21 protein-coding genes are annotated in these 25,493 nt (G+C 24.8%); 11 read left to right on the forward strand and 10 right to left on the reverse strand.

What is annotated here, in order from left to right; all coding sequences use genetic code 4:
* Window positions 1-18 precede the first annotated feature (18 nt).
* From MYPE_RS02660 to MYPE_RS02670, 3 genes are all read left to right on the forward strand, one after another.
* On the forward strand, window positions 19-1,455 hold the full coding sequence (locus MYPE_RS02660; RefSeq protein WP_011077334.1) for a dihydrolipoamide acetyltransferase family protein: 1,437 nt from the start codon (window positions 19-21) through the stop codon (window positions 1,453-1,455).
* Window positions 1,456-1,485: 30 nt separating this feature from the next.
* Window positions 1,486-2,877, forward strand: a complete 1,392-nt coding sequence (gene lpdA / locus MYPE_RS02665; protein ID WP_011077335.1) for a dihydrolipoyl dehydrogenase — start codon at window positions 1,486-1,488, stop codon at window positions 2,875-2,877.
* Window positions 2,878-3,071: 194 nt separating this feature from the next.
* Window positions 3,072-3,557: a glutathione peroxidase gene (locus MYPE_RS02670; protein WP_044891259.1), complete on the forward strand. Its 486-nt coding sequence runs from the start codon at window positions 3,072-3,074 to the stop codon at window positions 3,555-3,557.
* 411 nt (window positions 3,558-3,968) lie between these two features.
* On the opposite strand, the gene MYPE_RS02675 is transcribed toward MYPE_RS02670, so the two are convergent.
* Together MYPE_RS02675 and MYPE_RS05410 are read right to left on the reverse strand one after the other, a co-directional pair.
* Window positions 3,969-5,000, reverse strand: a complete 1,032-nt coding sequence (locus MYPE_RS02675; RefSeq protein WP_011077337.1) for an aldo/keto reductase — start codon at window positions 4,998-5,000, stop codon at window positions 3,969-3,971.
* 118 nt (window positions 5,001-5,118) lie between these two features.
* Window positions 5,119-5,664: a TetR/AcrR family transcriptional regulator gene (locus MYPE_RS05410; protein ID WP_052270423.1), complete on the reverse strand. Its 546-nt coding sequence runs from the start codon at window positions 5,662-5,664 to the stop codon at window positions 5,119-5,121.
* 133 nt (window positions 5,665-5,797) lie between these two features.
* Here MYPE_RS05410 and MYPE_RS02685 point away from each other — a divergent pair, with 133 nt between their 5' ends.
* From MYPE_RS02685 to MYPE_RS02695, 3 genes are all read left to right on the forward strand, one after another.
* Complete coding sequence (locus tag MYPE_RS02685) at window positions 5,798-6,886, forward strand: hypothetical protein (protein ID WP_044891260.1); 1,089 nt, start codon at window positions 5,798-5,800, stop codon at window positions 6,884-6,886.
* A 182-nt stretch (window positions 6,887-7,068) separates the two neighbouring features.
* Window positions 7,069-8,640, forward strand: a complete 1,572-nt coding sequence (locus MYPE_RS02690) for an MFS transporter (protein ID WP_011077340.1) — start codon at window positions 7,069-7,071, stop codon at window positions 8,638-8,640.
* Between the two features lie 117 nt (window positions 8,641-8,757).
* A complete protein-coding gene (locus MYPE_RS02695; RefSeq protein ID WP_011077341.1) occupies window positions 8,758-10,407 on the forward strand; it encodes an APC family permease in 1,650 nt (549 codons plus the stop codon).
* A gap of 53 nt (window positions 10,408-10,460) precedes the next feature.
* On the opposite strand, the gene MYPE_RS02700 is transcribed toward MYPE_RS02695, so the two are convergent.
* Both MYPE_RS02700 and MYPE_RS02705 read right to left on the reverse strand, forming a co-directional pair.
* Window positions 10,461-10,934 (reverse strand): 23S rRNA (pseudouridine(1915)-N(3))-methyltransferase RlmH, encoded by a 474-nt coding sequence (locus MYPE_RS02700; protein WP_011077342.1) that lies wholly within the window; start codon window positions 10,932-10,934, stop codon window positions 10,461-10,463.
* An 8-nt stretch (window positions 10,935-10,942) separates the two neighbouring features.
* A complete protein-coding gene (locus tag MYPE_RS02705) occupies window positions 10,943-11,761 on the reverse strand; it encodes a Cof-type HAD-IIB family hydrolase (RefSeq protein ID WP_011077343.1) in 819 nt (272 codons plus the stop codon).
* Between the two features lie 154 nt (window positions 11,762-11,915).
* Between MYPE_RS02705 and MYPE_RS02710 the strand changes: the two genes are divergently transcribed.
* Both MYPE_RS02710 and mtnN read left to right on the forward strand, forming a co-directional pair.
* Window positions 11,916-12,965: a nicotinate-nucleotide adenylyltransferase gene (locus tag MYPE_RS02710; RefSeq protein WP_011077344.1), complete on the forward strand. Its 1,050-nt coding sequence runs from the start codon at window positions 11,916-11,918 to the stop codon at window positions 12,963-12,965.
* Window positions 12,966-12,976: 11 nt separating this feature from the next.
* Window positions 12,977-13,663 (forward strand): 5'-methylthioadenosine/S-adenosylhomocysteine nucleosidase, encoded by a 687-nt coding sequence (mtnN, locus tag MYPE_RS02715; protein WP_011077345.1) that lies wholly within the window; start codon window positions 12,977-12,979, stop codon window positions 13,661-13,663.
* Between the two features lie 61 nt (window positions 13,664-13,724).
* Here mtnN and MYPE_RS02720 read toward each other — a convergent pair whose 3' ends face one another.
* The gene (locus tag MYPE_RS02720; protein ID WP_011077346.1) at window positions 13,725-15,056 is read right to left on the reverse strand and encodes an ATP-binding protein; all 1,332 of its coding nucleotides are present in this window, start codon (window positions 15,054-15,056) and stop codon (window positions 13,725-13,727) included.
* Window positions 15,057-15,563: 507 nt separating this feature from the next.
* Between MYPE_RS02720 and MYPE_RS02725 the strand changes: the two genes are divergently transcribed.
* Window positions 15,564-16,622: an NAD(P)-dependent alcohol dehydrogenase gene (locus MYPE_RS02725; RefSeq protein ID WP_044891261.1), complete on the forward strand. Its 1,059-nt coding sequence runs from the start codon at window positions 15,564-15,566 to the stop codon at window positions 16,620-16,622.
* Between the two features lie 56 nt (window positions 16,623-16,678).
* Here the strand turns inward: MYPE_RS02725 and rdgB are convergent, their stop codons facing one another.
* From rdgB to MYPE_RS02750, 5 genes are all read right to left on the reverse strand, one after another.
* Entirely contained in the window at window positions 16,679-17,281 is a 603-nt protein-coding gene (rdgB, locus tag MYPE_RS02730) for an RdgB/HAM1 family non-canonical purine NTP pyrophosphatase (protein WP_011077348.1), read from the reverse strand.
* A gap of 109 nt (window positions 17,282-17,390) precedes the next feature.
* On the reverse strand, window positions 17,391-17,756 hold the full coding sequence (locus MYPE_RS05685) for a hypothetical protein (RefSeq protein ID WP_011077349.1): 366 nt from the start codon (window positions 17,754-17,756) through the stop codon (window positions 17,391-17,393).
* Between the two features lie 122 nt (window positions 17,757-17,878).
* Window positions 17,879-19,252 carry an ATP-binding protein gene (locus MYPE_RS02740; RefSeq protein WP_011077350.1) on the reverse strand — a complete coding sequence of 458 codons (1,374 nt, stop codon included), beginning with the start codon at window positions 19,250-19,252 and terminating at the stop codon, window positions 17,879-17,881.
* A 195-nt stretch (window positions 19,253-19,447) separates the two neighbouring features.
* The gene (locus tag MYPE_RS02745) at window positions 19,448-20,209 is read right to left on the reverse strand and encodes a hypothetical protein (protein ID WP_011077351.1); all 762 of its coding nucleotides are present in this window, start codon (window positions 20,207-20,209) and stop codon (window positions 19,448-19,450) included.
* Window positions 20,210-20,318: 109 nt separating this feature from the next.
* A complete protein-coding gene (locus MYPE_RS02750; RefSeq protein ID WP_152023093.1) occupies window positions 20,319-22,445 on the reverse strand; it encodes a RelA/SpoT family protein in 2,127 nt (708 codons plus the stop codon).
* Between the two features lie 245 nt (window positions 22,446-22,690).
* Here MYPE_RS02750 and MYPE_RS02755 point away from each other — a divergent pair, with 245 nt between their 5' ends.
* Together MYPE_RS02755 and MYPE_RS02760 are read left to right on the forward strand one after the other, a co-directional pair.
* Entirely contained in the window at window positions 22,691-24,580 is a 1,890-nt protein-coding gene (locus MYPE_RS02755) for a ribonuclease J (protein ID WP_011077353.1), read from the forward strand.
* A gap of 133 nt (window positions 24,581-24,713) precedes the next feature.
* Window positions 24,714-25,466: a hypothetical protein gene (locus MYPE_RS02760; RefSeq protein WP_011077354.1), complete on the forward strand. Its 753-nt coding sequence runs from the start codon at window positions 24,714-24,716 to the stop codon at window positions 25,464-25,466.
* The last annotated feature ends 27 nt before the right edge of the window (window positions 25,467-25,493 follow it).

The following is a 25,493-nucleotide window of genomic DNA, read 5'->3' on the forward strand; positions in this document are numbered from 1 at the left end:
TAAGGATAAATAGTAATTATGTATATTTTTAAATTTGCTGATATTGGTGAAGGGATTCACGAAGGAAAAGTTTCAGACATTCTTGTAAAAGAAGGTGATTCTGTAAAAGATGGAACAGATTTATTTTCTGTTGAAACTGACAAAATAACAACAGAAGTATCTTCTCCAGTGAATGGTGTGATCTCAAAAATTTTAATTAAAGTTGGAGATACAATCCATGTTGGGGATCCAATTTTTGAAATTGATGATAGTAATGGATCATCTTCTTCAGCTGCACCAGCTCAAGCTCCAGAAGTTAAGAGTGAACCAGTTGTTGTAAAAGAAGAAAAAACTGAACAAGTTCAAGAAGGTGGAGCATCAGTTGTTGGTGAAGTTAAAGTTTCAAACAATGTTTTACCTTTATTCGGTAGTAACACATTAAATGTTAGTGCAAGTGTTGAACCAACAAAAACAAGAAATGATGATGTATTAGCTAGTCCAGTTGCAAGAGTATTAGCTAAAAATAATAATGTTGATATCGCTTTAATAAGTGGTACAGGACCAGAAGGTAGAGTTACAAAAGAAGATGTTGAAAAATACTTATCTTCTTCAAATCAAACAACTACAACTCAAACAATCTCTACAGCTTCTGAATCTGTTACTGTTGCACCAACTGTAACAGTTACTAAAACTGTTGTGCAATCATCTCCAGCAACTGCTGTAACTAATGCAATTGTTGCTAATAAAGTTGAATCTACTGCAATCGCTACAATTGTAGAAGGTGACAAAATTCTAGAAATGACATCAATGAGAAAAGCAATTGCTAATGCTATGAAAAGAAGTTGAAGCAATGCTGCTTATACAAACTTATCAGTTGAAATTGATGTTACAGATGTTTGAGAACAAAGAAATAAAATTAAAGATTACATTTTAGAAACTGAAAATGTAAAACTTAACTTATTACCATTCATTATTAAAGCAATCGCTAAAACATTAAAACAATTCCCAATTTTTAATGCAATTAATGATGATGCTAATGGGACTTTAATTTTAAGAAATGAAGTTAATATTGGAATTGCTGTTGATACTAAAGATGGTTTAATCGTTCCAAATATTAAGAATGCTGACAAATTATCAATTATTGAAATTGCAAAATCAATTGCTGATATTGCTGCTAGAGCTAGAACTAAGAAAATCACAATGGCTGATCTTCAAAAAGGAACATTCTCAGTATCAAATTATGGTTCTTTAGGAATTGAATTTGGTGTTCCTGTAATTAACTATCCTGAAGTTGCAATTGCTGGTTTAGGAACTGCTTCTAACAAAATTAAAAAAGTTGGAATCCAAATGGTTGAAAGAAAAGTAATGGTTTTAACTATTGCTGCTGACCATAGATGAGTAGATGGTGGAGATATCGCAAGATTCGCTAACCAAGTTAAACAATATTTAGAAAATATTGCTTTCTTATTCGTTTAATTAACTAGTGGTAAAAGGATTAAGAAAAATATGAAAAAATATGATTTAGTTATCATTGGTAGTGGACCTGGTGGATATGTTGCTGCTGAACATGCTGCAAAACATGGTTTAAAAACATTATGTGTGGAAGCCAAAGATTTTGGTGGAGTTTGTTTAAATAAAGGTTGTATTCCTACAAAAGCTTTATTAAATACTTCTAAAATTAAACAATATGTTTTAAAAGCTGAAGAATTTGGTGTTACTGGTATCAATATAGACAACATTACTTTAGATTGACCTAAAGTTATTGAAAGAAAAAACAGTGTTGTAAAAAAACTACAAATGGGTGTTCAAGGTTTATTAAAAACAGCTAAAGCAGATATGCTTAAAGGTGAAGCTAAAATTGTAGATCAAAATACAATTAGTGTAAATGAAGAATTAATTAACTTTGATAACCTTATTATTGCAACTGGTAGTTCTCCAAGAAAATTCAATTTACCTGGTTTTGCACAAGGTTATGAAGAAGGTAAAATACTTACAAGTGATGAAGTATTAAACTTACCAAGAATCCCTGACAAATTCACTGTAATAGGTGGAGGTGTTATTGGAATTGAATTTGCAATTTTATTTGCTGAATTAGGCAGTAAAGTTACAATTTTACAAGGTGTAGATAGAATTCTTGAAATTCTTGATAAAGATATTTCTGCTGAAGTTACAAAATTACTATTAAGTAAAGGTGTAACAATTCACACTGATGTACAAATTCAAAAATATGAAAATGGTCAAGTTTACTATACTAAAGATGGAACTGAACAATCAGAAGATTTTGATTACTGTTTAGTGTCAGTTGGAAGAACTCCTTCTACTGAAATTGCTAGAAACTTACCAATTGAATTTGCTCCAAATGGATCAATTATCACTAATGATAAAATGCAAACTTCAATTAAACACATCTATGCAATTGGTGACTGTACAAGTAAGGTAATGTTAGCTCACTCTGCATATAAAAATGCTGTAGTAGCAGTTGATACAATCTTAAATAAACCATCTAAGATGGATTTATTAAAAATTCCTTCATGTATCTATACTCACCCACAAGTTGCTACAGTTGGTTATACTGAAGAACAACTTAAAGAAAAAAATATTCCATACTATGCTGCAAAATACCCTTTTATGCATTTAGGGAAAGCATTAGCAGATGGTAAAACAGTTGGATTTATTAAAATCTTAGTAAGTCAAGATTGTGGTGAGATTTTAGGATGTCATATAGTTGGTGAACAAGCTTCAAACTATATTAGTGAAATTGCATTAGCAATGGAAAATGAATCAACAATTTATACATTATCTCAAACTATTCATCCACATCCTACATATGCTGAAATCATTTGAGAAGTTGCAAGAAAAATTATTATTGAAAACTTCTCTGATAAAGATTGAGGATAATAATTTAAATCAAAACAAACTTTTTTTAAAAAAACACCAAATTAATGGTGTTTTTTTATTTTTACAAATATAACTATTAAAGTCTATATGCATAAAGATTGATTTTAATTAAAATTAAAAGATTTTAGCTTGCTTAAAATCTTTTTGTTATATTATCATTAATAAAAGTTTTTCTAATCTTAGGAGTGTTTAAAATGAGTGATTTTTATAAATTTAAAGTTAATAAAATAAATGGTAAAGAAATTGAATTATCTGAATACAAAAATAAAGTAGTTTTAGTTGTTAATGTTGCTAGCAAATGTGGATTTGTTAAACAATATGAAAATTTGGAAAATATGTACCAAAAATATAAGGATCAAGGATTAGTAATTTTAGGTTTTCCTTGTAATCAATTTTTTTTCCAAGAACCTAAAACCAATCAAGAGATCTTATCTTTTTGTACAACTAAATATAATGTTACATTTGATATGTTTGAAAAGATTAATGTTAATGGTAAAGAAGCCAATCCTTTATATACGTGGTTAAAAGAACAAATGCCTTGAACTGCAAGAGCTAAAAATGTTAAATGAAACTTTGAAAAATTCTTATTAGATAAAAATGGTAATGTTAAATACAGATTTGAATCTAAGAAAATTCCAGAAGAATTTGAACAAGAAGTAGTAAATTTAATTAATGAATAGATAAAAGATAAATAATTTAAAATACCTTATAGATTATTATAAACATCTATAAGGTATTTTAAATTTCATATAGTTATTTTTATTTGTTTAAATCTAAAAAAGTGAATCTACTATTTTAGAACTATATTCCTAAAACTTCAAAACTTTTAAAGTTTTAGGAATATATTGTATTTAGGTATTTTATTATGAAAATAATCACAGATAAATATTTGAATTGGTTAATTAAATAATAAGGGTTACTAATATTAAAGACTAAGAATAAGAAGGTAAGGCAAGTTTGAATTTATTATTGTCATTTAAAAGATATCTAGAAAATGATAATAATAACAATATTATTAATTTGTATGTAAATAAAAAAACCTTTTTAGATGTTTTCTAAAAAGGTTTTTGCAACTATTTGATTTATTTAAATTACTTTTTATTATTTTTAAGAGTCATGTCAAAAAATTGACCCTTTTTGTTATTACCCATAACACCAACTAATTTATGTGGAACATATGGATCACTCAAATATGCTATTTCTTCTTCACTTAATTTAATACCAACAGCACTTACTGCTTCTTCTATATGTTTAATTTTTGTTGCTCCAATAATAGGGCTGTGAACTCCTTTGTTCAATAACCAACCAAGAGCAATTTGGGTATTAGATAAACCTTTCTTTTTAGCTAATTCTTTAACCCTGTTGATAATTATTTCATCAACTTCTTTTGAAGAATCATATTTTAGTTTAGCAATATAATCTGATTCTAATCTTGCACTTGTTTCATTTGATTCTTTTACAAGTCTACCTGAAGCTAATACACTATACGGTGTTAAAGCTACATTATTTTCTTCACAGAAAGGAATCATTTCTCTTTCTTCTTCTCTGAAAATTAAATTATAGTGGCCTTGAATACTCACAAATTGAGATCATCCATTTGCTTTTGCTATATCGTTTGCTTTTTGTAATTGTCATGCATAACAATTTGAAATTCCTATTGCTCTAACCTTTTTAGATTTAACAGCATTGTTTAAACCTTCTAATATATCTTCAATTGGTGTGTTGTAGTCTCATAAATGAAGGATATATAGATCAACATAATCTGTGTTTAATCTTTTTAAACTTTGTTCTAAATTTTGTTGAACTCATTGTTGACCAGTTATTCCTTTTTCATATGCTTCTCTACTTCTTGGGAAGAATTTTGTAGCAATTACAACATTTTCTCTTTTAGTTAATTCTTGAATAGCTCTTCCTAGAAATTCTTCACTTGTACCTTCAGCATATACTGGTGCAGTATCAAAGAAATTTATTCCTTTATCTAAAGCTAACTTAATAATTTCTTTAGTTTGTTGATAATCTAAAATTCATTTATGAACGCCAGATTTGTTATCTCCAAAACCCATACATCCTAAACAAATTCTTGAAACTTTTAAATCTGAGTTACCTAATTTTATATATTCCATAAAAATACTCCTTATTTTTAAAAATTTTACAACTTAAACCTTGGTTTAAGTCAACTGAAAAATATTATAAAAATTGGTTTTATTTTAAATAATTAACTAAATTGAATATTTATCATAATTACAATGTATATAAATTTCCATTGAAAAAATCAATAAGCAATGCTTCTATTTCTTGTTGACTTAATTCATTTTTATTTTTAAATATAACAAATTGTAATTGGCTAAGAGCGCCTGCTAACATTGCTGTGCTATATGGCTGAAGTTTAGAATTGCTTTTTTTAACAAAATGATTTGTATATAGACAAATACAATTTCTTATTTCTTCAACAATAATTTCTTCTAATTGATTATTAATCAAGTTATCCAACAATTGCTTATTATCATTTCAAAAACTAATAAATAAATTAATGATATCTTTTATTGAAATTTCATTATTTAAACTTAATTCTTTAAATTGTTTTTCATATTCTCTTTTTAAACAATAATGTAAAATTTCACTCTTACTTTCAAAAACATTATAAAAAGTTTGTCTTGATAATTTTGCATATTCACATAAGTCACTAATTGTTATGTTTATATATTTCTCTTTTATTAATAGATTCATTAATGCATCTGCTAAAAAATTCATTGAAGCTTTAGCACTAACATTATTACCTTCGTACATATTTACTCCTAAAACTTTTACACAAAACATATAAATGTATAAGTTAGCTTTTAAATATTGACATATGTAAAAGTTTTCCTAAAATTATATTTAAAATTTAGACAAATGTCAAAGTTAGAATTTGGAGAACTTTATGAAAAAAGCTTTCATTGTTAAAAGTGAACAAGGATATAAAAAGTTAAATTTAACTAAAACAATTCAATTGTGAGAAGATGGTTTAAGAACTACAGGTAAAAGGGGTGAATATGAGTGATGATACTATGATGCAAAAATGGATGATGGATCAACTCTAGTAATAACTTTTTTTACAACCAATCCAACAAACACAAAAGGAGGATTTAATCCTAACATTAAAATAGAATTTACTAGAAGAGATGGATCTAAAGTTAGTGATTTAATATATGTTGATAAAAAAGATTGTTATTTTAATAAAAATAAATGTGAAGTTAAAATGAAAGACAATTTTTTTATTGGGGATTTAAATAAATATTATATATATGTTAGGTCACCAAAAATAGAAGCAAATATAGAACTAAGTGCAAATGTGAAATCATGAAGACCTGAAACTGGATTTCAACAATTTGGAGAAAAAGAATATTTTGCTTGGTTACCTTCAGTTCCAGAAGGAAAAACAAAAGCAACTATAAGAATTGACAACTCAATAGAAGAATTTTTAGGAACAGGATACCATGATCATAATTGAGGTAATACCTCAATGTTGAAATTATTACATCATTGATATTGAGGGAGAGCAAAAGTTGGTCCTTATACTGTTATTAGTTGTTTTTTAACAACAGTTAAAAAATATGGATATACAAAATTCCCTATTTTTATGATTGCAAATGAAGATAAATTAATTTGTGATGATGCTAATAATATTAATTTTTATACTGAAGAAAAACAGTTAAGCAATACAACAGGTAAATGATATGATAATAAACTTGTATATGACTACAATGGAGTTGAAGGACATTATAAAATCACATATGTTGTGAAAGAAATTATTTCAAGTTTTTCCCTATTAGAAGATGAAGGAAAGAAACCTCAAAAATTTAAAAGAACTCTTGTTAATATTTTTGGATTAGACCCAACGTATGATCGCTTTAATGGAGAAGTAATATTTGAAAAAATAGAAAATAATGTTGTTGTTGAGAAACATGTAAATAATGCAACTTGAGAATTAATGCATTTTAGAAAAGACAAGAAAAATAAACAAGTTTAATAAAAATTTGATTACTATACTCAAGAAAACAATCATTTATAAATTAGTTTATTAATTATCAAGTAGCAAAATGAAATAAAGGTTATTTGTATTTTTAATAATTATCAATAAATTACTAATCTCTTTTAGATTAAAAGTTTTAAAATATCAATTAATAATTTTTAAAAGGAATAAAAGATAACATGAAAAACTTATCTTTTGGTTTTAAAAATAAAGATACTAAAAGTATTAACCAAAAAACACTTACTCTAATGTGGTCATTGATGTTTTTAGGTTATTTACTTTTTGTATTACAGTGATATTCAATTATTAACTTTGGTTCAGGATGAGGGCAAGCTTTTTTTGAAAATAATAGACAATCAATATTGGTATCTTCTGTTCCGAATTGGATGATAACTTTTGGTAGATCAATCGGATCAATATTAGCAGGTTATTTTATTGCTAAGTTAGGTCACAAATATGCTGTAGTATTTTGTTTAACTTTAATGGTTGTTTCATTTCCTTTTATTATCATTGCTCAAAACCAATCATGAAACTCTTTATCAATAGCAGGTGGTGCTTCAATTACTCATGATGGAGTTTACGAAACTGCAGTATTAGGATTTAGTTTGTTTGTAATATTTAGAGTATTTTTAGCAATTGGTGGAACAACTTTAATAGTTTATACAAATTCTGTGATTGCAAAAATGAATCAAAATAAAAAAAGTAAATATATTGCTAGTAATACTTTTGGTTTAAATATCGGAGCAATTTTAGCAAATGTATTTTTTATTATCCCAGAAGTTAGAAGTGCAGTAACTAATAATTATGTTTGGACTATTGTCTTATCTATTCCAATTATTTTGATATCATTAATTTCCATCATATATTTACTATTTGGAATAGAAGTTGTAGCCAAAGATAATAAATCTCAAACTGAGTTTACAGATAATAAAAAACATACAATAAAAAGTGTTTTAAAAATCAAAGAGAATTATTCTTTGTATTGTATATTTGGAATTTATTTATTTTCTTTAGTTTTCTCAACTGGAAGTGGATTCAGAAATTTCATAGAACAATCTCCTGCTAATGTTGCATATTTAATAAGTGTTAATCAAACTTCAATTGCATCTGGTTATTATGCTTTTGTATGGCCTTTATTTATATGTGTATTAATGTTTTCTTATGTTGCAAGTGCTTTTACTTTAACTAAATTCAATAAAACTAGTTTTAATAGAAAAACATATATTGCCACATTATTAGGAACTGGAATGTTATTTTTATTGATTGCTTATTTAGTGGTTTATTTCTTTGGATATAGCAATTATTTTGCTTTATTTTTCTTTTATATATTCACTTTTATAGCAGGTGCATTTTTATGAGGTGCACAGCCAATAATTTTTTATATCCCTCAACAACAAAAACAAGCTGATGCAAATTATGTTGGAACAACAGCAGGTTTAGCTTGGGGTATTGGATATCTTTTATATACATTATTAGATGCATCTTTAAGTTCTATAGCCACATATGTTGTAGAGGAACAATTTTCAAACAAAATTAATAATGCTTTATCTAACCCAAACTACTCATATTCAATAAATACAGGCCCTGTAATTATGTTTGTTTTATTTTGAATCATTCTATTATTCTTTTTTGTTTGTATTTATTTTTTACCTAGCACTGGTTATAAAAAAGATAATCAATTTATTGAATTCAAAAATAAATGAAATCCTTTAAATATCAATCACTGAAAATTTAAAAACTTTTATATTTAAAATAACAATTAAATTTATTAACATTTGGTTATAAAAGCAAAGTTATTGCAGTGTAAATTTATATTTAAAAAAAATATTTTTTAAATATAATATTTTTTGTAATAAAAAGGAATAATTATGAATAGTAATAGAAGTGAGAACTCCTATTCAATTGATTTTAATGAAGTAAAGCAATCTGTTAATGTTGGCAAAAAAAAGATAAGCTTTATTTCAGCAATATTAATAGTTATTGGTAGTTGTATTGGTTCTGGAATATTCTTGAAATCAAGTTCTATATTATCAAATACTTGATACTCATTACCATTATCAATTACTACATGAGTAGTTTCTGCAATTGCAGTTATTGCAATGTCATTAGCACTAATAGAAATTACTTCAGTTAAATCTAATAATCTTGGGATGATTGGATGAGTTAAAAATTTTAATAAGAAATTTGTTTACAAGGCTTGTAAAAACTTCATGTTTTTTATTTACACACCTTTATCTTTTTTCTTTATGCCACTATATGTATTAAATTCATTTCAGGATGCTTTAACTGCTTTTGGAGCTTCTAATAATTTTGGTACTAGTGTAGATTTTTTAATATGATCTTTTATAGCAATATTAATATCTGCATGATTTATTTTTTCAAGTGGATTAAATGCTAAAACAGGTAACATTCAAAATTGAATTATTACATCAATAAAATTCTTCCCAATAGTTATTATTATTGTTTTAGGCTTCTATATTGCAATTGCTAATAACATTGGTAATGATATTGTTGTAACACCTGATAGTTCACAAAAAGATCCTACATCTTTTGCAGGGATTTCTCCTGTAGTTGGAATGTTTATCTCATTTGGTGCAATCTTTTTTGCATATGATGGTTTCTATTTTTCTAATGGAGTTATGACTGAAATGGAAACCCCAAAGAAAGCTTCATTTGCATTAATTATAGGTTTATCAATCACTACAATAATTTATTTATTAATAGCAATTGCTATGACATTTTCAAACCCTAAAAGTGGAAGCTTAAATGATTTTAGTAAGTTCTTACAAACGAAAAATGCTTCTTGAGTTTTTGGAATAGTTAATTTAATGGTTTCAATTGGAATCTGTGGAATTATTAATGGGTTATCAATGTGAGCAACTAGATTTGCAGAAGACTTAATTAAATCTGGTGAATTAGTTCTATTTTATAAATATTCAAATAAATTAAATCCACATAGACCAATTGTTGGTTCAATTTATACAGCTATTATTGCTTTAATAATGTTTGTTATATTTGCTTTAATTGGTGGATTAGCATATACACCTGGTGGGTATGTAGATGGATATGATGCAGCAGGATATAACAGTATGGCAAAGCTATTGAACTTTGCTGATTTAATGGGAAACTGAACTTCTATCTTAGTATTTGCTTTTATTGTTGCTGCTATATTTTCATGTTTAATGAATAGAAAAACAAATAGGATAAAAGTTGTTAAATATAAATATTTTGTTCCTGTTGCTATAACTTCAATTTTAATTGTTGGGTTTGGAACAGCTATTCAATTTGCTTCACCATTTATTGATGTTATTATGATGGCAGTTCCAAGCATTAGAGCTCAACTAACACAAGAAGATATTATTGGTAGAATTATGTTGATTGTTGTCCTTGTAGTTTTTATAATTGCAATGATTGTTCCAAGTGTTTTTGATTATGACTCAAAGTTTCTTCAAACAAAATTTAAATTTAATGTATTTAAAAATGAAGATGGTTTAGATCAAGTAGATTTAATTGGTTAGTATAAAATTAAAAAAATCAAATGATATTATCTATGTCATTTGAGTTTTTGTTTTTACTTATGATACTTTGTATTATTTAAAATACTAAATGCCCTATAAATTTGTTCTAACAATATTAATCTGAAAATTTGATGGTTAAAAGTAAGTTCAGAAAAAGATAATTTAAGATTAAATTTATTCTTAATGGATTCACTTATTCCGTGTGAACTCCCTATATAAAAATTAATATCTTTTGAAATTATTAAATTTTGGTTAATTGAATTAGCGAATTTAATAGAATCCATTTGAACTCCTTTTATATCTAAAAGAACATTAAAGGAGTTTTCTAAGTATGGAATAAGTTTTTTAGATTCTTTCTTTAATGCTTCTTCAATCTCTCCAATACTATTTTCATTATTGATTTTTTCTTCAGATAATTCAACTATAGTTAGATTTGTAAAATGATTTATTTTAGAAAGATATTCATTTATTAATGCTGTTATATTTTTATCTTTAATTTTTCCAAAACAGATTATTTTAATTTTCATATTTTTTATTATTTAAAGTTTTTAAAAATAAAATCAGCAACTCCATTTTCACTACAAGTTAAATCAGTTACAAATTTTGCATGTTTTGAAACTTCAGGTTTTGCATTTTTTAATGCTACAGAATTTTTAAATGTTTGGAACATTTTTATATCATTCTCATTATCTCCAAACACTATTACTTCATCATTGTTTCCATTAAATGATTTAACAACAAATTCTATTCCATATGCTTTATCTGCTTCACTATTAAAAATGTCCATTACATTCGCTTGAGAAGAAGCACAAGTTATTCCATCTACTTTATTAACAAGTTCTTCAATTTTCTTCTTATCATTTTCATCTTTAAATGAAACTAATATTTTTAAAAACTTTTTATTTTTAAAAAATTCTAAGTCTTTAACCTCTTTAAAATCGAAGTCAATTTCAAATCCAATAGTTTTAGCCATATTAGATAACTTTTCATAATACATGTGTTTAATATCACTAAAATAAACACCTTCTTGTGCATATACTAGAAAATCTATCTGATGAGATACTAAATAATCAAATAAGATATTTGCACTTTTAGGAAATGGTCTTTCTAATAAAACATTCTTTTTTTCATCAACTACAAAAGATCCGTTTATACAAATAAAAGGTAAATTAGTTTTTATTCTATCTTGATATGGAACTACAAAATAAGGGCTTCTTCCTGTTGCTATCCCAACTTTTACCCCTTTTGATTGAAGGTGTTGGAATGCTTTTATAGTTTCTTCAGATATTGTTTTATTGTTTGGAATTAAAGTTCCATCCAAATCAAAATAAGCATATTTTACATTACTAAACATGTTGTACTCCATAATCATTAATAACAATATAATTTTAAAGTTAATTGATAATTTTAATTATTAATTTATGTTTATCATATTTTTAAAATGATTATTAATAATAAGCAAAGTTTATATAAAATAATATAGATAAATAACATAGTAAAGATAATATATGAAAAAGATAATTATATTCGGTGGAACTTTTGATCCAATTCATAAAGGACATATTGAGATTGCTAAAAAAGCTATAAAAAAAGTAAAAGCAGATAGACTTTTTTTTGTGCCATGTAACCAACATCCAGATTCAAAAGATATTTCAGCATCTAAGCAAGAAAGATTAGATATGATAAATCTTTCAATTCAAAATATGCCTGAATTTGAAATATGTGAATTTGAATTAAATAATGATCAACCATCTTTTACCATCAACACAATTAGATACTTTAAAGAGCAATACTCTAATTGTTTGATTTATTTATTAATTGGTTATGATCAATTAATAAATTTTAAAACATGACATAATTATCAAGAGATTTTAGATTATGTAAATATTATTAGTCATGTAAGAAAAGTTAATAAAGAAGAATTAGAAAAAGTAGATTTTCCATTTATTAAAATTGGAAATAAAAATATTGATGCTGCTTCAAGAGAATTAAAGATTAATCCAAATAGAAAATATTTAAATGATAAGGTTATTAACTATATTAATGAGAATTGTGTTTATGCATATGATAGATTAAAACTTGTGATGTCTGAATATCGTTTAAACCACTGCATTGAAACTGCCAACATTGCTAAAGAAATTGCTTTAAAGCATAAGTTATATCCACTTGTGAAAAAAGCATATGTTGCAGGTTATTATCATGATTATGCAAAAGAATTTGATAAAGACAAACAAATCAAAATTGCTAAAAAACTAAAAATAAAAAAATATCCTTCTTGAAAAGTTTTACATGGACCAGTAGCAACTTACTATATGGAAAAATATTTTTTAATAGATGATTATCAAATAATAACAGCTATTAAAAATCATACTGTTCCTCAAGATTTTTCAACTCTTACTAAAATAATTTTTATAGCAGATAAAATTGCACCAAGAGACGATGAAGCAAAGAAAATAAGAAAAGACTGAACAAAAACAGCTTTTAAAGATATTGATAAATGTTTTAAAGACATTATTGATTTTTATGAAGGTTTTTACCAAAACAATATAGTTAAATAAATGGATAGATAATGATAGGTTTTATAATTGCATTAGAAGAAGAAATTACTTCTATTAAAGATATTGATAAAAATATTAAAGTATATCAAACAGACTTTTTTAAATACTATTTATTTTCTAAAAATAACATAGATTTTGTTCTAGTTTTTAGTGGTGTTGGTAAAGCGAATGCAGCTGCATGTTGTTTAGAGATAATTAAAACTTTTTCATTAACAAAACTTATTAATATTGGGGTTTGTGGTGTTAATAAGAAAGATATCAAAACTGATGATGTTTTACTATTATCTAGAAACTATTACTTAGATGTAGATGCTACAGAATTTGGTTATAAATATGGTCAAGTTCCAAAAGAAAAAGAATACTTTGAAAATAATAATAAATTAAATAGTGATATTAAATCTATTTTTGAAGTTAATGAAATTAATTATAAAGAATGTTATGGTGGAACATCAGATTCTTTTATCACATTAATGAACATTGATAAACTTAATAAAGAAGTTTTTAATATAGTGTCAGCAATTGATATGGAAGCAACTGCAATTAACCAAATTGCTAGTAAAACAAAAATAGATACTGCTTTTATAAAAATTGTTTCAGATAATATTTTAGAAGAAAAAAATAAGTATACTGAAAATCAAATTAGTTGACCTAAAACTGTAACAAATATTATTAATTTAATTACAAACAATATTAAATAAACCAAGATTTATTTAATATTGTTTTTTAATAACAAACATATTAGTAAATTTATTTATAAACTTAGATGGTTTTTTCTAAGATATTTGGTTCCAATAAAAAATCTAATAACCCAATGTGAAGAACACCATTTTCATCATAGTAGTTAGTTATTGATTCATACTCAATTATTATTTTAGTAAATGTGTCTTTAATTTTTAAAAGACCTTTAGACTCAGAAACTTCTTTCTCGTAATTATTCATATTGTATGTTGATTGAATGTAATATCTTTTGCTTGCCAAATTAGCTACAAAATCTACTTCAAGATTTTTTTTGATATTTTTATTGTCTTTATTTTTTTCTCATATAGGTAAATAACCTATATCAACGCTATACCCTCTTCTAGTTAATTCATTGTAGATAATTGTTTCCATGAGAAACCCTCTATCTAATTGTCTAAAATCTAAACAAGCATTTCTTAATCCTGTATCTATAAAATAGTATTTATATAGATTCTTTGCATATTTTTTACCTGAAATATCATATCTAATAGATTTGTTAATTAAGAAGCTATCTGTAAAACAATTAATGTATTTGTCTAATATTTTCCAAGAAATAGTTTTATCAAATTCTGATTTAAATGTGTTTGTTAAATTTAATGTATTAGTTAAAGAACCCATAGTACTAGATAAAATCTTTAAAAGATTTTCAATAACAATATCATTTTCTAATTTATTTTTTTCTACTATGTCTTTTAAATAAGTTAATTTAAACAAATCCTTAAGGTATTTTGTTTTATCAATTTCACTCTCTATATTTAAAATATTAGGCATTCCACCATATAACAGATACTCATTTCAAGCTTTGTTTTTATCATCATCTTTTAATTCTTTATAAGAGTTGTAAAACTCACTAAATGACAAAGGAAAGACTTTTATTTCTCAACTTCTTCCTCTAAATTCAGTTAAAACATCTTTACTCAACATTTTAGAATTACTTCCTGTTACATAAACATTAACATTTGGATAGTCATATAAAATTTGATTTAAAATGCTATAGAAATTAGATTCTATTTTAACTTTTTGGTCAGTATCTTTAACCTTTAAATATTTATTAACAGATAGGCAAAGCTGTATTTCATCAATAAATAAAAATGTCTTTTTATCTTTAGGTAGAACCTCTAATAAAAAATCCATTAATTTATCAGGTGATCTTAGATGTTCATTTACCTTTTTATCCAATTGGATTATTATAATTTGATCTTCATTTATACCTTTAGAAATTAAATAATTTTTAAAGATGTTATTTAATAGATAACTTTTCCCACATCTTCTAATGCCAGTAATCACTTTTATCAAATTGTTATCAATTGAAGAAACTAATTGTTTTAAATAACTATCTCTTTTTATTTCCATTTTCTAACCTAATACAACAATATTTAGTAATATTTTAGTATTTAAAAACAATTTTTGGGAAAAAGTTGTTGGTTTTCCAATACTTTTTTCCTAAAAATTAATAAATTATATAAAAAATGGGAAAAAGTTATTGGTTTTCCAATACTTTTTTCCTAAAAATATACTTTTTTTAGCACAATAGCTTAAAACAGGTGATTTCCTTAAACTAATTCCAAACATTTTTTTAAAATGTTATATTTTTTTAAATCCCTCTTTATATTGAATACTGTTTGCCAATACTATAAAAATTCATAGTATAAAAAAATATAGTAAATTACTATAAAAATTTATACTATAAAAAATTATAGTTATATATCTCAAGACCAGTAATGTATTATCTTTTCATAAACATAATATTTATGAGGCAATAAAAAAATATTTTAAAATTTAAAAAAAATATATGAAAGTTAAACTGCACTTTAAGAATTAAAATTAATAATGTATTTTAATTGTTTGAAAGGTATATGTATGATAGATATTACTAAAAGAATTACAACTAAAGGGAAAGCATTATTTTCTAAAGATGGAAAAATTGAAGATTTTACTTTTGAAAGAAGAGCTTTAAATGATGATGACATATTAATCAAAATAAAATATTGTGGTATTTGTCACAGTGACATTCACCATGGTAGAAGTGAATGAGGAAAAGCTAATTATCCAACAGTGATGGGTCATGAAATAGTTGGAGAAGTAGTTGCAACAGGTAATAAAGTTTCTAAATTCAAAGTTGGAGATAATGCAGGAATTGGATGTATGGTTAACAGCTGTGGTAATTGTGATAGCTGTAAAGTGAGTGAAGAACAATATTGTAATGATATGGTTGTAACATATGGTGGACTAGATAAATTCAATAATAATGAAATGACATATGGTGGATATTCAAATTATTATGTTGTAAAAGAAAGCTTTGCAATTAAAGTTCCTCAAAATGTTCCATTAGAGTATATTGCTCCTTTATTTTGTGCTGGGATAACAACTTATTCACCGATTGTTTTTTCAAAAGTTAAAAAAGGTGATAAAGTAGCTATTGCTGGTTTTGGTGGGCTTGGAGTAATGGCAGTTAAATATGCAAAATTCTTAGGTGCAGATGTATATGTTATTGCTAGAAACAATAAGAAAGAAGAAGAAGCTAAAAAACTAGGTGTTAAAAAACTATATCCTTCTGTTGAAAGTGTTGATGAAAAATTTGATTTAATAATTTCTACTATTCCTACAAAATATGAAGTAATGGATTATGTTAATTTATTAAAAGTAGGTGGAGAATTAGCATTATTAGGTCTACCACCTGTAGAAGAAGGATGATCTTTATATCCAGGTAATCTAATCTTCAAAGGACATCGTAAAGTTTATGGATCAATCATTGGTGGTATTAAAGCTACTCAAGAAATGTTAGACTTCTCTATTAAACATAACATTTATCCTGAAATCGAAGTAATTAGTGCAGATCAAATAAATGAAGCTTTTGAAAAAATGACTACAGGAAAAGCTAAATTTAGATATGTTATTGATATGAGCACTTTAAAATAAAATTATTATTTAATTAATTAAGACTATTAAAAAGCATTGATGGAATATCAATGCTTTTATTTTTTATCTTTTAAAAAATTTAAAAATTGATTTACTGCTTTAGCTCTATGTGAGATAAGATTCTTTTCACTAATACTCATTTCTGAAACAGTTATTGTATATTCTTTTGGAACAAACATTGGATCATATCCAAAACCTGTGTCTAAATTCAAATTATCTGAAACTATAATTTTCCCTTCTCACTCACCTTTAAATGATAAAGCTTCTCCTTGGTTAAATATGTAAACCAAAACACAAACATATTTAGCACTAGTTTCAGTTATGTTTTTACTTTTTAAGTAATCTAATAACTTATATCTATTTTCTTTATCTGTTGCGTTTATCCCTGCAAATCTGGACGAATAGATTCCTAATATTTCTTTAAATTCAGGCAACTCTAAACCTGAGTCATCTGAAAGTACAGGTTCCTTATAATAGTTGAATACTGCATTAGCTTTTATTAGTGCATTTTCAAAATATGAATTACCATTTTCTTCAATTTCACCAATATCTTCTTTTAGTGGTTTAATCACAAAGTTTATAGGATAATTACTATTTTTAGAAAGTTCTATAAATTCATCTAATTTTCTTTTGTTTTGTGTAGCTAAAATGATTTTCATAATCCAATTTAAATAAATATTATTATATTTATAAAATGCTAATTATTATGATTAAAAAATCCTAAATAAGATTTTGCTTATTTAGGATTGATTTAACTATAAGAACTTTTTAACCATAGTTTCTGTTTCTGTATTCTATGTCTCTTTTTTTGATTTCTTTTCTTTTTTTATTTCTAATTTTTTCATCTATTTCAGCTCTTTTAGAAAAAGATTCTTCTTCTTTTAAACTTTCTTTTTTAATTTCAGATAAAAAAACTTTTTGCTTTTCTATTTTAACTTGTTCTTCTCTTTTTCTAAGTTCAATTTCCAAATTGTTTTTCATTTCTTTTTCTTTTTGAGATTCTTTAGTTTCATCTCATTGTTGTAATGAACGATTTGTATTATTTTCTCAAACTATAGATTCTTGTCTATTAGAAAAAGTTTCTTTAAGAACAGGAGATTTATTAAGTTTCTTGTTTTTTAATTTTTTGATCATTGTATAACCTTAAAACAACACTATTTTAATTATAAAAAAAAGAAATTTAAAATTCAAATAACCAAAAATTTACCATTAGATTTATTAATGGCATTTCTTTAAAACAAGAAGTAATCTAAATTTTATCTTTCTAAATATAAGTCTTTTAAATCAAACAATATATAATCTTTTTTATGACTTAAATCAAACCCTGATTTACTAATAAATCCTAATTTATAATTATTTATTTTTAATTGATTCAACTGATAGATTTTTTTATTGACAACATTATCTCCAATAGGATTTTTAGAAAATTTAACCTCAAAAAATACATAACTATCTTCTTTATCTTTGCAAACTACATCGAATTCCATATTAGTTTTTGTTTTAGGATCATCATACCAATACTTACCTATATCTTTATAATTAATGTTATTAAGCTTATTTAAATTCATATGTAATATTGCTTCTCTTGAAAGTTTTTCAAACTTTTTAGGGATTGTATATGTTTCTAATTCATTTCTTATCATTTCTTCAAAAAAATCGTCTGTATTCATATTGATGAAATTATTAAAATTATTGAAAATATATTTGTAATAAAAGTCTATAAAATTATCTTCTATGTAATAAAGAGTTTTTCTTTTGTTATCTCTCATATTTATTGGTGTTTGCTTATTTATTAACCCCATCTCCAAAAGAGGTTCCAAAACATAAGGGAGATTTTGTAAAGAAACTGCACCACTTACTAAATCTTTATATCTGTGTTTACCAGTTGCAATAGAATTAAATACCATATTTGCTCCTTCAATATTGTTTATTTCTTCACCATAAATTTTTATAGGACTATCTAAGCAAAAAGGATTGTTTAAAATATTTCTTTTAATGTTTTCATTAACAGAAATATTGTTATCAATAAATGAATTGTAAAAAGGATTGCCACCGAAAATGCTATACATTTTTACCTTATCTTCCAAACTGTAATTTGGATAGAAATTTGATACTTCTAAATAGTTAAGATCTTTTAAGACTATTCTATCTGTAAATCTACCATACAAAGGGTTGCTATAAGATATAATATTGTTCATAGCTTTAATATAAGAACCACTTATAATTAATTTCATTTTACTTTTTTCATGATTATGGTCAATTAGAATTTGTAATATGCTATCTAATTTTTTAAGATTAGATTTTAAATAAGGGTACTCATCTATAATAAACAAAATTTTATGTTCTAAAGATTTTTCAAAAATGAAGCCTAAAATATCATTTGGATCATTTAAATTAAACTTAACATCAAATAGTTTAGAAACCATATTTCAAAGATTTTTAAAATTATTATCATATCCACTTTCTGTAGCTGCGAAAAAAATCTTATAACCTTCAAAATTATCACTAACTTTTTTTAGCAGTGAAGTTTTACCAATTCTTTTTATTCCAGTTAGTAATATGTTCTCAAATTTATTTGAGTTTATTTTTTCACTGATTCTATCTAATTCTTTCTTTCTTCCAAAAAACATAAATTCCTTTATTGTCTATCTAAGTTTTACTTGAAAATTTTTCGCTAAAAAATATTTTAGTTACTTCCTGGAATAAATTTAAGCAAAAAGCAAATATATCTACAGTAATAAAATCAATAATTAATATTTTTGAAGAAAATAAAAACTACCTTTAACAATATTTATTAAAGGTAGTTCTATATTTATTTAATTATCTTAATAATTGAAATTAATGTTTTTTAAATTTAATGAATTCATATTCATTGATAAGAAATAAGTTAGTAAAGTAAAAAAGGTTAAAGTTTTATCTGCTTCATTATTTATATAACTTGTTATCATAAATGTTTTAAACATAAATAATAAACTAGATACAAAAAGCAATAATAAAGTAATTATTGTAAGCAATGAAATCATATTTTGATTTCTATGGTATGTAATGATTGCATATACTATTGAAGTTACAATTGCTATCCCATAGAAATTAGATATAGTTCAATAAGCTGCATTTCTATTAAAAACACCTACTCCAAATAAAACATTAACAAGAACTATAATAGGGATGTAAGTAGTTAATAATCATAACTCTTTTTTGGAAGTAAATTTATAGTTGTAATTGCAATACAAAATGTAAATACACTGAGCTGCTAGAAATGTTGAAATGCTAGCAATTAGATTTATATTCATCAAAATATTTGCAACAAAACTAACAAATATAAATCCTAAATTTATAAAGTGTTTTCATTTCAATCTTTGAGCAGTTTTTAATTTAGTTATTGAATAAATACCAATCACTAAAAAAGCTAAACTTGCTAACCCTTTTAAAACAGCATAAGCAATAAAATCATTTGTAGCAATTGAAACTGCTATAGTTGCTATTACTAAGCTAAAAGATAAAAAACAAAAAACTAGAATCAATCACAAATATTGATAATAATTAATTTTGGTTTTTAAATCATAATTAAAATTTTTCATTTTCATGTTTTTGATAATCTTTTAAAATAATATCAATTGTTTTTATTTTTTAATCAAATAATTTTATTAAACTTTTATTTTCTAAATAGTAATTTGTTATTACAAATAATAAATATTATTTAAATTTAACTGAAGAAATTTGTTCAAACTTATAAGTTAATTCAGTTATTAATAAATTTAAATTATTAATTTTATTAACTTGAAGTTTGAAAGTTAGTACTTTGTTATCTTCTTTTAATGAACTATCAAAAGAATCAATTTCAAAACCTTTACTTGTAATAAAGTGAATTATTGGATTAATTTTAAATATTTTAGAATTTATATTAATAATTAGAGTTGCAGGGTAACTTCTAGTTAACTCAGTGGCTTTATCAAGATCTCACTCTAAGATAAATTTCTTAGATTTGTCTGAAACTCTTTCACAATCAAATCTATGAATAAATAAAACACCTTTGTTTAAAACGCCAATAATATCCATTCCAGGTAATTTAGTGCAACATTCTGTAAATATAGCTTTTTTACAGTTAAAAATATTTTTATCTTTAATATTATATAAAAGTAATTCATACTTACTTATTCCTTTAGAAAGTTCTAAGTAGTATTTTTTTCACTTTCTAGTTTTTGATAAAAAACCATAGACAATCTCTTTATTTGAAAAATTCTTATAAAACTCTAAATAACTTTCTAAAGTATTGAAATTTAAAAATGCCAATCTTCTTTTAATTTCTTTAGCACTTTCCAATTTATCCTTTAAAGCATTTTTAAGTTCTCTTACTAATTTATTTGGTTCATCATTATCTGTTGCTAATGATCTAAATATTTTTTTAGCATCTTCAAAAGTTACATATTCTTCTCAAGAGTGGTGTGCTAAAACTTCATGACCATCATTGTATTCGAAACTTAGTACATCATCTTTAATAGGGTTGTAGTTTAAATCAACTGGCACACCTTCTTTGAAAACAGTTTTTAAATAAAATATTTTCTCAGGTTTATATCTACATGCTAAATCTAAAACTGTTGAACCTTCATTAACCACATATCATTTATTGTTATTTAAAAGAAGAACATCATATATTTTTGTTAATTGAATATTTTTAATTTTTTTAGAAATTTCTTTATCTGAATTATTTAGAATATCAAACATTAATTCACTTGTTACTTCTTTAATATCTTCTTCATTTTGTTTATATAACCAGTGAGCTGCAACACCAAAGTTAGCAGTTTTATCCATTGCACTATTTCTAATTTGGATTTCCAATAATACTTTTCTAAAAGTAATAGTTGTATGTAATGATTGGTAAAGATTTAGTTTAGGTGATGAAATATAGTCTTTAAAGGTTTGAGGTAAAAAAGTAAAATTAATGTGAATTAAACCAAGAATTCTATAACACTCAATGTCTTCACGGTTTGTAATAATTCTTAAAGCAAATAGATCGTGGATATTTTTAATATCTATCCCTTTCTCAATTTTTTTGTATGTTGAATAAATTCCTTTAATTCTCTCAACCACTGTAAAATCTATTCCTTTTGAAGTTAAGATATCTTTAATTTGCTGACTAACATTATTTAAGCTTTCTCTACAATTTTTTAAAGATGTATCAATCATGTTTTTAATTGATTCATATTTTTCAGGTTCTAAAACTTGAAATGATAAATCTAATAATCTAGTTTTTTGATGGTATAACCCTAATCTTCCAGCAATGTTGGCATAAATATTAAATGTTTCACTAGCAATTCTAATTTGTTTTTCTTTCTTTAAATGGTTAATTGTTTCCATGTTATGCATTCTGTCTGCAATCTTAACAATTACTGATCTCAAGTTGCTTGAAACACTCATAATCACTCTAATGATGTATTCAGAGTTTTCTTTATCATAAGTTTCTTTAGATCTAGTTTCTTGAGAAACCTTAGAAACTTTAGTAACTGTTTCAACCATTTCTAAAATTGTTTTACCAAATCTTTTTTCCATGTCTTCTCTAGTACAATCTGTATCTTCTAATACATCATGTAGTAAACCTGTGATGATAGTTGAAACATCCATTTTTCATTCAGCTAGATAAATTGCTGTTTCAAGTGGGTGAATCATATATGGTTCACCACTTTTTCTAATTTGTGAACCGTGTTTTAAATTAGCAAACTCAAAGGCTTTTTTAACTAATTTGATTTGGTCTGCACTAAAGTTGTTTTGCTTTAATAGTCCTGTTAAAAATAAAAACCTTTTTTTAATATTAGTTGTAGTCATATTATTTATCCTCATTTTTTTTGAAAAGGGTGAATACTTACATTTTTATAAAAAAAATAAATAAAAATATAAATTTGGTTTTATTATATATCTTAGTTACAATATATTTTTTATTGTTTAGTCCTAATATTTTATTTTAATTTTTAAATTTTATATAGAAAAAATAAATTTTAAATTTTATGCAAGATATAAAATATTTTGATGAACAAAAATATTAATAAATTATTTTATAGTTAAGGAAAATTATGAAAAATAACAATGATAACAAAAACAAATTTTTTAATAATAAAAAGAATTTTAATAAAAAACCTAATCAAAATAATTCATTAAATGAAAATGATTTAGAAAATGAATCAAAGGATGAAAAGAAGTTAATTGATATCAAACAAATCCCTGAAGAAGATAGAGTTGACTACAGTAGATTTAAAAATATTCCAATTAGTAATGAATTTAAAAATAAACCAGATCATACTTATGTTTTTGCTGTAGGTGGATTGGATGAAGTTGGAAAAAACTCATATGCAATTGAACATAATGAAGAAACTATAATGGTAGACTATGGGATTAAATTTGCAAGCAGTGATTTATTAGGAATTAATGGAATTGTTGCAAACACTTCCTATTTTGTTGAAAACAACCGTCCAATTGATGCGTTGTTATTAACTCATGGTCATGAAGACCATATAGGTGGAATTCCATATTTATTACAAACTACTGAAGTTAAAAAAATCTATGCTCCATTATTAGCTACAGAGCTTATTAAAAGAAGACTTTCTGAATTTAGAGATATTAAATACAATCCAGAAATTATTCCATTTGGTGATGATTCTAAAGTTAGTACTAAATATTTTGAAGTAGATTTTTTTAGAGTATGTCACTCAATTCCAGATTCTTTTGGTATGTGTATAAAAACACCTAATGGAAGAATTGTGAGTGCTGGTGACTATAGATATGACTTTGGTAAAGATACAGATGATACAAATATCCACAAACTTGTAGAAATGAGTAATCGTGGAATTGATATTTTCTTATCAGAATCTACTAATAGTGATCAACCAGGTTTTAGTCCTTCAGAAGATAATATTATTAATAACATTGAAACACTTATTAAAAACTCTAAAGGAAGAGTTTTTGTAGCAACTTTTGCTTCAAACTTAGGAAGAATTGAAAAAATTATTGAAAGAGCAATTAAATCCGGAAGAAGAGTTTGTATCATGGGTCGTAGTATGGAAGCAAACATTAAAACTTCTAAAAAATTAGGTTATTTAAAAATTAGTGAATCAGACTTTTTAACTACTAAAGAATTAAATGAATGTAAAGATAGAGAAATTTTAGTAGTTTTAACTGGATCTCAAGGTGAAGAAATGGCTGCATTAAATCAAATGGCTTTAGGTAAACACCCAAGACTAAGTTTAAAACCATCAGATTCTATTATTATGTCTAGTAATCCAATTCCAGGTAACTTTAAAAGTGTAGAGTTATTAATTAACAGATTGTATAAACAAGGTGTTAATATGTACACTAACAGCCCTAATTTTAGAATCCACTCTTCAGGACATGCAACAATCCAAGAGTTACAAATGATGTTTAAAATTCTTAAACCTAAATATTTAATTCCTATCCATGGTGAATCAAAAATGTTGAGTGCAATGAAAAGGAATGCAAACTCAATAGGAATTAACCCTGAAAATGTTTTTGTGCTTACAAATGGTTTAAAGGTTGAATTAAAAGATCATAACTTAAAATTAACTAATCAAAGAATAGATGCTTGTCCTATTTATATAGATAAGAAAGTTGCTTCAAAATCTACAACTGATTTAATTAATAAAAGAAAACTTTTATCTGAAGAAGGTATCTTTAATATCATTGTTTTAATTGATCACAAAAATAAAAAAGTTGTTAAAAATCCTATGCTTTCTACAAGAGGATGTTTTTATGCAAAAGATTCTTCATCTTTAATTACAAAAATATCATTTAGTGTAAAAGATGAAATTGAAAGCTTATTAAATAAAGAAGCAGAAGCTTCAAAAGAAAAAATCAAACAAGCAGTTGCAAATGTTGTTAAATTTTATGTTTGAAAAAACAAGAAGAAAAATCCAATTGTTACAACTACAGTTTTTGATATAAACAAATAATATAAATATTTAGATCTAAAAATCATCCTAACCAAAATTAAGGATGATTTTTTTTATATATTAATATGCTGATAATGATTTTGTTTATTTCTTATGTTAGAATAAGGCAAACAAAAAAGTAGAGGACAAAAAAATGTTACTTAAAAAATTATTATTAATAGGGGGGGGTGTTGTAGTAGGTTCTACTGCTTTAGCTAGTGCAATAGCTATCCCTATCTCTCAATCTCAATTAAACTCTTCAAGTGCTGAAGTTCCAACTGATCCAAATGGTAATAATCAACCAAATGATCAAAATGGAAATAACAGTCAAAATGGAGAAAATAATAACAATCAAAATCCAGATAATAATGGAAATGGTGGAGAAAATATAAATCCAGCTCCAGATGCTAATGAAGATAACAATCTAATCAAGGATGTAAAACTTCCTGAAGGAGGTGTTGTTTTCAGAAATTTTGGTGATGGTTTCATCCAAAAAGAAGAATCTTTTGCTTACCAAGTTTATAGCAAAGGAATTTCTTCAGAAAATGATTTAAACAATAAACTAAATGAATGATTTAATCAAAACAAAGATAAAGATAACTTTAATGGTACACACTTTTTCTCAGTAAAAGATATTTCATTCTTAAGTCATTTTAGTAATGAGTCATACAATTATGAAGTAATTACATATGTGAATAATTCGGCTAAAATTATTAAAACTGTAGATAGTTCTAACAATCAAGACAGTCAAAATAGTGATTCATCAATTCTAAAGAATAAAGTTTATTCTTTAGAAGTGACTTTAAAACCTGCTTCAGGTCATGCTTGAACTGATGGAACTTCTCAAAGTAAAACAATAACAGTTTATGGTGTTTATTCAGGTGTATCAAATAAATCTGATAAATAATTTTTAAATTATTATTTATTGTTAATT

It is taken from the genome of Malacoplasma penetrans HF-2, assembly GCF_000011225.1.
In the GTDB taxonomy this organism is placed as follows: domain Bacteria; phylum Bacillota_I; class Bacilli_A; order Mycoplasmatales; family Mycoplasmoidaceae; genus Malacoplasma; species Malacoplasma penetrans.